Origin of the sequence: Bradyrhizobium sp. PRIMUS42, from assembly GCF_023006515.1 — a bacterium.
Classification (GTDB): Bacteria; Pseudomonadota; Alphaproteobacteria; order Rhizobiales; family Xanthobacteraceae; genus Bradyrhizobium.
In genome coordinates this window covers 1-8,417 of the sequence record NZ_JALBGZ010000241.1, presented here as the reverse complement: position 1 = coordinate 8,417, position 8,417 = coordinate 1, and the positions used below count along the sequence as shown (strand labels likewise).

The window sequence follows — 8,417 nt, the reverse complement described above, 5'->3', positions numbered from 1 at the left end:
GGTCTATCGCGCGCCGGGCGCGGCGGCGCAGCTCAGCATCGCTCTGAAGGTCGGTGCAGGCGCACATTTGTCCTGGCTGCCGCAGGAAACCATCCTGTTTGACCGGGCCCGGGTCCAGCGCCGCTTCGACATCGAGCTCGACGAGGCGGCCTCGCTCCTGCTCTGCGAGATCGTGGTGTTCGGCCGCACCGCCATGGGCGAGCGGATGGAGCAGGGCGAGTTCGTCGACCGCTGGCGGCTGCGTCGCGGTGGCAGGCTGGTGTTCGCCGAGACGGTCCGGCTCGACGGCAACATCGGCGCAAAACTTGCGCGATCGGGGGTCGCCAAAGGCGGCGCGGCGATTGGTACAGCGCTGATCGTGCCCGGTGACGAGACACTGGTCGAGCGCATTCGCGAGGCCTCGGAGTCTTTCTCCGGCGAGGTCGGAATCTCCGCGTGGAATGGCTTTGCAATGGCGCGGTTCTGTGCCCAAGATGCGGCGCGCTTGCGTGCCGACATGATGGCGGTGCTGGCGCGAACCGGTGCCGCGCTGCCGCGGCTCTGGCTGAATTGACCGGCTGAATTGACGTGTTGAACGGAAGAGATGTCGCATGAATCTGTCTCCCCGCGAAAAGGACAAGCTTCTGATCTCGATGGCGGCGATCGTGGCCCGCCGCCGGCTGGACCGCGGCGTCAAGCTCAACCATCCCGAGGCGATCGCGATCATCTCCGATTTCATCCTGGAAGGTGCGCGCGACGGCCGTACCGTCGCCGAGCTGATGCAATCCGGCGCGCAGGTGCTGACCCGCGACCAGGTGATGCCGGGCATTCCCGAGATGATCCACGACATCCAGGTCGAGGCGACCTTTCCTGATGGCACCAAGCTCGTCACCGTGCACGAGCCGATCAGGTGATTCAAATTCGTCATTCCGGGGGGCCCGCAGGGCGAACCCGGAATCCAGAGATTGTTGATCGAGATTCCGGGTTCTCGCGCCGCGAGCCCCGGAATGACGGAGGAAGACAGACATGATCCCCGGCGAACTCTTCATCCAGGACGGCGAGATCGAGCTCAATGCCGGCCGCAAGACCGTGACGCTGACGGTGGCCAACACCGGCGACCGCCCGATCCAGGTCGGCTCGCACTACCATTTCTTCGAGACCAACCCGGCGCTGAAGTTCGACCGCAAGAAGGCCCGTGGCATGCGCCTCGACATCGCCGCCGGCACCGCTGTCCGCTTCGAGCCCGGCCAGACCCGCGACGTGCAACTCGTCGCCATGGCGGGAAAGAAGACCATCTACGGCTTCCGCGGCGACGTGATGGGGAAGCTGTGAGCTCAGCAGGAACGAGCGTTGTGCGGCACGGTTGAGGCGGAAATGGAGGTTCTTGCCATGCTGTCCCCAATCCGTCTCGTCTCAGAAGCCGCCGAACTCGCTGCGCACCGTCACAACGGTATGGCGCGCAAGGGGCGCGGCAACGAGCCCTATATCAATCATCTCGCCGAGGTCGCGAACCTGCTGGCGACCGCGACCGACGGCGCCGATGCCGAACTGGTCGCGGCCGGCTGGCTGCATGATGTGATTGAGGACACCGACTCCACCCGCGAGGAACTCGCGCAGCTGTTTTCCGAGCGTGTTGCTTCCCTCGTCGTGGAATGCACCGATGACATGAGCCTGCCGAAGGCCGAGCGGCGGCGGCTTCAGGTACTCGACGCACCGAAGAAATCCGCCGGTGCAAAACTGATCAAGCTCGCCGACAAGATCAGCAATACAGGGGCGCGCATTCAAACCGATCCGAGTGCCGACGAGCGCGAGGATCTCGCCGATTACGTCGGCTGGGCCACGCAGGTCGTTGCGGGTTGCCGCGGCGGCAATGCCTGGCTCGACGAGAAATTCGATGATGCCGTGAAAGCAGCGAGGGCCTTGCTGTGACCCACCAAACATTCCAACGCAAACGGGGCTTGTGATGTCCGTCAAGATGAAGCGTTCTGTCTACGCCGACATGTTCGGGCCGACCACCGGCGACAGGGTACGGCTGGCCGATACCGATCTGATCATCGAGGTGGAGAAGGATTTCACCACCTATGGCGAGGAGGTGAAGTTCGGCGGGGGCAAGGTGATCCGCGACGGCATGGGGCAGTCGCAGGTCACCAACAAGCAGGGTGCGGCCGACACCGTCATCACCAACGCGTTGATCGTCGATCACTGGGGCATCGTGAAGGCCGACGTCGCCATCAAGGACGGTATGATCGCCGGCATCGGCAAGGCCGGCAATCCCGATATTCAGCCCGGCGTGACCATCATCATCGGTCCCGGCACTGACGTGATCGCGGGCGAGGGCAAGATCCTCACCGCCGGCGGCTTCGACAGCCACATCCATTTCATCTGCCCGCAGCAGATCGAGCACGCGCTGATGTCTGGCGTCACCTCGATGCTGGGCGGCGGCACCGGCCCGTCGCACGGCACCTTCGCCACCACCTGCACGCCGGGGCCCTGGCACATGGGGCGGATGATCCAGTCGTTCGATGCCTTCCCGGTCAATCTCGGCATCTCCGGCAAGGGCAACGCCTCGCGGCCTGCCGCGCTGGTCGAGATGATCAAGGCCGGCGCCTGCGCGCTGAAGCTGCACGAGGACTGGGGCACCACGCCGGCCGCGATCGACAATTGCCTCTCGGTGGCCGACGCTCACGACATCCAGGTGATGATCCACACCGACACGCTGAACGAGTCCGGCTTCGTCGAGGACACCATCAAGGCGTTCAAGGGCCGCACCATCCACGCCTTCCACACCGAAGGCGCCGGCGGCGGTCACGCCCCCGACATCATCAAGGTCGCCGGGCTGAAGAACGTGCTGCCGTCCTCCACCAACCCGACGCGGCCCTTCACCCGCAACACGATCGACGAGCACCTGGACATGCTGATGGTGTGTCACCATCTCGATCCCTCGATCGCGGAAGATCTGGCCTTCGCCGAGAGCCGCATCCGCAAGGAGACCATCGCAGCCGAAGACATCCTGCACGATCTCGGCGCGCTCTCGATGATGTCCTCGGACTCGCAGGCCATGGGCCGGCTCGGCGAGGTCATCATCCGGACCTGGCAGACCGCCGACAAGATGAAGAAGCAGCGCGGGGCGTTGCCGCAGGACAAGGGCAAGGACAACGACAATTTTCGCGTCAAACGCTACATCGCCAAATACACCATCAATCCGGCGATCGCGCACGGCGTGTCGAAGCTGATCGGCTCGGTCGAGAAGGGCAAGCTCGCCGATCTCGTGCTGTGGTCGCCGGCCTTCTTCGGCGTCAAGCCGGACTGCATCGTCAAGGGCGGCAGCATCGTTGCAGCGCCCATGGGCGATCCCAACGCCTCGATCCCGACGCCGCAGCCGGTGCACTATCAGCCGATGTTCGGCGCCTTCGGCAAGGCGCGCACGGCCTCTTCCGTGGTATTCACCTCCAAGGCCGCGATCACCGGCGGTCTCGCGCGAAAACTAGGCATCGAGAAAAAGCTCTACGCCGTCCAGAACACCCGCGGCAAGATCTCCAAGAAGAGCATGATCCACAACGACGCCACGCCCAACATCGAGGTCGACCCGGAGACCTATGAAGTGCGCGCCGACGGCGAGCTGCTTACCTGCGCTCCTGCCGAGGTGCTGCCCATGGCGCAGCGATATTTCATGTACTGAAATAGCGCCTCAACGCATGTCCCGAGAACGTGTCCTGAGCGCATGTCCGGGAGGCTTTTCCGGTTTTGCGTTCGATGCCGGCTGGTCTAATGTCCCGCCCGGTATCTGAAGCCAGAAGCAAAGCCGGGAGGATTTCTCGTGATTTACGTCGTTGCCACCTTGACCATCAAGCCCGAAACGCGCGCCGAATTCATTGCTGCGGCCACCGCCTGCATCAAGGAGACCCGGAAGGAGCCCGGCAATATTGCCTATGATCTGCATGAGAGCGTCACTGACCCTGCCAAGATGGTGTTCGTCGAGCAGTGGGAGAATGCCGAGGCGCTGGTGCCGCATCGGACCATGGAGCACATGAAGACGTTTGGCCGCGTGGCAGTGAAGTGCTTCACGGCACCGCCGAAGATCGAAGTGATCACGCCCGAGAAGGTCGAGACACGGTAACAGGGTAAAAGCGCATGATCCGGGCGACGCAGGTTAAGGGACAGCACCACTTCACGGAAGCGCCGGTGGACACGGTCGTGCTCGATTTCGACGATCGGCACCGCCGCCGCATGGCGATGACGGGGACGCGGGGCTTCGAATTCCTGCTCGACCTGGAGCACGCCGTCGCGCTGCGCGGCGGCGATGCGCTGGTGCTGGAGGACGGAAGGCTGGTCGAGGTGGTCGCGGCGCCCGAGCCGCTGCTGGAGATCCGCGGCCGCGATCCGCACCATCTCATCCGCGTCGGCTGGCATCTCGGCAACCGTCATCTGCCGACGCAGATCATGGCCAAAGCCTTGCGCATCCGCCGTGACCACGTCATCGAAGCCATGGTGAAAGGGCTCGGCGCGCGCGTGATCGAGATCGAGGCGCCGTTCGATCCCGAAGGCGGCGCCTATGCCGATGCCGGCCACGCGCATGGGCACGACGACCATGCGCATCACGATCACGGCCATCACGATCACCATGATCATCACGGCCACGATCACCACCATCACGGCCATGCCGCGCATGACCATGGACACGATCAGCACCATCACCACGACGAGCATTGCGACCATCCCGACCATCACCACGGCCACACGAATGCTCATGACCACAAATGAGCCGGTCAGTGCCGGTGACCTCGCCGAGCGCGAGGCGGCGGCGCTGTACCGGTTGATGACCTGGTTGTCGCCGGCATTCCCGGTGGGCGGATTTTCCTACTCCAGCGGCATCGAATGGGCGGTCGAGGCCGGCGACATCACGGATACCGCGACGTTGACCGACTGGCTCGACGCGATGCTTTGCGACGGCTCGGGCTTCTGCGATGCGACGTTCCTGGTCCATGCCTATCGCGCCACGGAGGCGGACGAGGAGACCACTTTGAACGATATCGCCGAGCTCGCTGCCGCCTTCGTGCCGTCGCGCGAGCGGCAGCTGGAGACGAGCTCGCAGGGTCGCGCCTTCATCGACATCGCCCGCGCCGCCTGGGGTGCGGACGGGCTGGATGCCATGGTTGCGGCATGCCGCACGCCACCGGTCTATCCGGTCGCAGTCGGCGTGGTCGCAGCTAAGCACGGTGTGCCACTGGCGCCGACGCTCCACGCCTTCCTGCATGCGCTGGTCTCGAACTGGATTTCCGCAGCGAGCCGGCTCATCCCGCTCGGCCAGACCGACAGCCAGCGCGTGCTGGTGAGGCTGGAAGCCATTGTGGCCGCGACCGCCAATCGTGCGCTGAATGCGACATTGGACGATCTTGGCAGCGCGACCTTCCGCGCCGATCTCGCCAGCCTGCGGCACGAGACGCAATATACGCGGCTGTTCCGATCGTGAGAGCGAGGCGGCCTTCAACCCATCGAGAGCGAGCGAATTCCATGTCGAAATCTCACGGCCCTTTGCGTGTCGGCGTCGGCGGTCCGGTCGGATCGGGAAAGACCGCGCTGATGGACCTGCTCTGCAAGACCATGCGCGAGCGCTATGACATCGCCGCGATCACCAACGACATCTACACCAAATGGGATGCGGAGTTCCTCGTGCGCTCGGGCTCGCTGACGCCGGACCGCATTGCCGGCGTCGAGACCGGCGGCTGCCCGCACACCGCGATCCGCGAGGATGCCTCGATGAATCTCGCCGCGGTCGCGGACATGCGCGCCAAGTTTCCCGGGCTCGATCTCGTGCTGATCGAGTCCGGCGGCGACAATCTCGCTGCCACTTTTTCCCCGGAGCTGGCCGACCTGACCATTTACGTCATCGACGTGGCGGCCGGCGACAAGATCCCGTCCAAGGGCGGCCCCGGCATCACCCGGTCCGACCTTCTGGTCATCAACAAGATCGACCTCGCTCCCCATGTCGGTGCCTCCCTGGAGAAGATGGACACGGATGCCAGGCGCATGCGCGGCGAGCGTCCCTTCGTCATGACCAACCTGAAGAAGAGCGAGGGGCTTGACCGCATCGTCGGCTTCATCGAGGCCAAAGGCGGCTTGAAACGGGCAGGCTGACGGCGCGACGACTTGGCGCATGCGCTTTTCGCCGTTAACCTTGGGGTCGAACCACAACTAGGGAACAAATTTCGGACACGGCGATTGATTACCTCCGGCGCCCGGGCAATCCATCCCGGCCAGACCATCGGCCGGACGGATTAAGCTTTTCAGGCGACCTACGTTGCGTACCGATGTCTCCTCCTCCATTATCTCTGCCACTGGGGTTCACCCTGTTTCGGCACGTGGCCGTTCGAACGGCGTTCATATGCTCCTTGTTTATTGCCGACCTCCTGCGTTCGCCTGAGTAGTCGCGTGGTCCGGCTGGGTTTCATCATCGGTTTCATCGCTCTGCTCGGAGCCTTGCTCTCCGGGCTTGCGGCCTATCGCGTCCACGACCAGGAGCTGGCGCTGGACCGGATCGCGCTCGCGCGCGCGATCGACGTTCACGCCAGCCTGGTCCAGGATCGGCTCACCGAGCGCGAGCTGCTGGCACGCGTCGCTTCAGGCCTGTTCCGCACGCCATCCGTGATCAAGCCGAACATGCTGGAGCCGCTGCGCTCGGCCATCTACGCCTTCAAGACGGATTTCGTGGTGGCCAGCTGGATCGCCCGGCTGAAGCCGAGCGAGCTTACGGCGGCGCAGGCTGCCATTGGCGCCGCCGGCTTCCCGAATCCGAAGATCCGTACCTATGACGACAAGCCGATCAATCCGGCCGAGATCACCCAGCCGATCGACGTGCTGTTGGATCTCGAGCCGCGCAGCGACGAGACCAAGGCACTGCCGGGCCGTAGTTTCGATCAGGATCCGGTTCGCAGCGCCATGCTGACGCGCGCCCGGATCGAGAAGAGGTCGGTGGCTTCGGACCCGGTTCCGCTGTTGCGCGCAAACGGCCCGGTCGGCGTCGTCGTGGCCGCACCCGTCGTTCCCGAGGGAGCAACCGAGCCGGCCGGGTTCGTCACGTTCTCCTACGAGCTCGCCTCGCTGATGTTGACCAACGACGACATGTCGTTGTTCTCGGTCGCGCTCAGGGATCCGCGCAAGGAAGGCGGCGAGCTGATCGCCAACGACCAGGGCGTGGTTTCGACGCGCAGGGCGGCGGTGGACGGACCTGCGCCGTCGGCAACGCGCACGGTGAGCTTCGGTGGCCGTGACTGGCAGCTCGGCTACTACGCGAAGACCAACTCGTTGCGCCGTGCCGAGCAGACCGCGATCATCGTGGCGGCGATCGGCTTTGCGATCACTGCGATGGTGTGCGGCCTGTTCGGCTATGTCGCCTACAACAATCTGCGGCTCAGCCGGGAAATCCAGGTCAGAATCGGCTTCGAGCGCCGGCTGACCGCCGTGATCGACGAGCTCAACCACCGGGTCAAGAACATCCTTGCGGTAATCCAGTCGATCGTGACGCGCACCTTGCGTCACGGCTCGGACATCGACGTCGCCCGCGAGCTCCTGATCGGGCGCATCCACGCCATGTCGAACGTGGTCTCTCTGCTCAGCGAGAGCCAATGGCAGGGGGTCAAGCTGAAGGGTCTGTTCGAGGCACGCGCCATTCCGCATGCCGATCGCATCGCCGTGACCGGTCCCGACATCGCCGTCAGCGCGCGCGCGGCGCAGAGCCTCTCACTGCTGTTCTTCGAGCTGGCCTCGCATTCCGACGAGGGCCTGTCGCTGGTCGGAAAGCATCCGCACATCACCGCCGGCTGGACGGTGACAGGCGAGGGGACCGACGAGGTCTTCCATTTTCGCTGGGAGGAGCTCAACACCAGCGAGGCGACGCGCCGCCCCGATTCCGATTTCGGCCTGATCCTGCTCGACCGCGTCGCCCCCGAGGCGCTCGGCGGCACCGCCAAGCGCTATTTCACCGACGCCTCCTACGTCTATGAGCTGACCGCGCCGATGGAGACGGTGGTCGACATGACCGAACGCGATCGCACGGACAAGATCTCGGCCCCGGTGAGGCCTGCGCGATAAACGTCGTGCGGCTAAGTCTTCGGCCGCAACACCACGTCGACCAGATGGCGGGCGTAGCTAGGCGTGATCGGCGCAATGCCGAAGACGTAGCGATAGAACAGGCCGCCGTAGATGGCGTCGTAGAGATCCTCGGCCGGCCCTTCGGCCAGGATGCTGCCGTCGTTCTGGCCTGCCGCAATCATCTCCACCAGCGCGTCGCGACGGAACTGCAGATAGCGGACGTAGAACAGCTCGGCGGAGCCGGTCTTGGAAATGCATTCGGAGATGACGGCGAGTTGAACCTTGCCGAACTCGCCCTGGAGCGCCTCGGCTTAGGCCGCGGCATGGCGGCGCGCGCGCGCCGCGGGGCT

The 8,417-nt window shown here is 64.6% G+C and carries 10 protein-coding genes and 1 pseudogene; 10 read left to right on the top strand and 1 reads right to left on the bottom strand.

Annotated elements, in window-relative coordinates:
- The 10 genes from MOV75_RS18865 to MOV75_RS18820 form a co-directional block, all read left to right on the top strand.
- Positions 1–553 (top strand): urease accessory protein UreD (locus MOV75_RS18865; RefSeq protein WP_247006366.1); only part of this gene is annotated, 553 nt, incomplete at its 5' end.
- 37 nt (positions 554–590) lie between these two features.
- Complete coding sequence (locus MOV75_RS18860; protein WP_007605424.1) at positions 591–893, top strand: urease subunit gamma; 303 nt, start codon at positions 591–593, stop codon at positions 891–893.
- Between the two features lie 112 nt (positions 894–1,005).
- Entirely contained in the window at positions 1,006–1,311 is a 306-nt protein-coding gene (locus tag MOV75_RS18855) for an urease subunit beta (RefSeq protein ID WP_026202067.1), read from the top strand.
- Positions 1,312–1,368: 57 nt separating this feature from the next.
- Entirely contained in the window at positions 1,369–1,908 is a 540-nt protein-coding gene (locus MOV75_RS18850; RefSeq protein WP_247006364.1) for an HD domain-containing protein, read from the top strand.
- A 34-nt stretch (positions 1,909–1,942) separates the two neighbouring features.
- On the top strand, positions 1,943–3,658 hold the full coding sequence (gene ureC / locus MOV75_RS18845; RefSeq protein WP_246920265.1) for an urease subunit alpha: 1,716 nt from the start codon (positions 1,943–1,945) through the stop codon (positions 3,656–3,658).
- 138 nt (positions 3,659–3,796) lie between these two features.
- Positions 3,797–4,096, top strand: a complete 300-nt coding sequence (locus tag MOV75_RS18840) for a putative quinol monooxygenase (RefSeq protein ID WP_246920267.1) — start codon at positions 3,797–3,799, stop codon at positions 4,094–4,096.
- Positions 4,097–4,110: 14 nt separating this feature from the next.
- Positions 4,111–4,740, top strand: coding sequence for an urease accessory protein UreE (gene ureE / locus MOV75_RS18835; protein WP_247006362.1), 630 nt, complete (start codon positions 4,111–4,113; stop codon positions 4,738–4,740).
- The gene (locus tag MOV75_RS18830) at positions 4,721–5,449 is read left to right on the top strand and encodes an urease accessory protein UreF (protein WP_247006368.1); all 729 of its coding nucleotides are present in this window, start codon (positions 4,721–4,723) and stop codon (positions 5,447–5,449) included. Before ureE ends, MOV75_RS18830 begins: the two co-directional genes overlap by 20 nt.
- Before the next feature lie 41 nt (positions 5,450–5,490).
- The gene (gene ureG, locus MOV75_RS18825; RefSeq protein WP_008131868.1) at positions 5,491–6,114 is read left to right on the top strand and encodes an urease accessory protein UreG; all 624 of its coding nucleotides are present in this window, start codon (positions 5,491–5,493) and stop codon (positions 6,112–6,114) included.
- A 294-nt stretch (positions 6,115–6,408) separates the two neighbouring features.
- Positions 6,409–8,067 (top strand): HWE histidine kinase domain-containing protein, encoded by a 1,659-nt coding sequence (locus MOV75_RS18820; protein WP_246920272.1) that lies wholly within the window; start codon positions 6,409–6,411, stop codon positions 8,065–8,067.
- Positions 8,068–8,078: 11 nt separating this feature from the next.
- Here the strand turns inward: MOV75_RS18820 and MOV75_RS18815 are convergent.
- Positions 8,079–8,417: pseudogene (locus MOV75_RS18815) on the bottom strand (TetR-like C-terminal domain-containing protein); the annotation flags it as partial.

Excerpts from the sequence above, each read along its gene's own strand:
- MOV75_RS18860 (WP_007605424.1), top strand. The coding sequence starts at position 591 with ATGAATCTGTCTCCCCGCGAAAAGGACAAGCTTCTGATCTCGATGGCG.
- MOV75_RS18855 (WP_026202067.1), top strand. The coding sequence starts at position 1,006 with ATGATCCCCGGCGAACTCTTCATCCAGGACGGCGAGATCGAGCTCAAT.
- MOV75_RS18850 (WP_247006364.1), top strand. The coding sequence starts at position 1,369 with ATGCTGTCCCCAATCCGTCTCGTCTCAGAAGCCGCCGAACTCGCTGCG.
- ureC (WP_246920265.1), top strand. The coding sequence starts at position 1,943 with ATGTCCGTCAAGATGAAGCGTTCTGTCTACGCCGACATGTTCGGGCCG.
- ureE (WP_247006362.1), top strand. The coding sequence starts at position 4,111 with ATGATCCGGGCGACGCAGGTTAAGGGACAGCACCACTTCACGGAAGCG.
- MOV75_RS18830 (WP_247006368.1), top strand. The coding sequence starts at position 4,721 with ATGCTCATGACCACAAATGAGCCGGTCAGTGCCGGTGACCTCGCCGAG.
- ureG (WP_008131868.1), top strand. The coding sequence starts at position 5,491 with ATGTCGAAATCTCACGGCCCTTTGCGTGTCGGCGTCGGCGGTCCGGTC.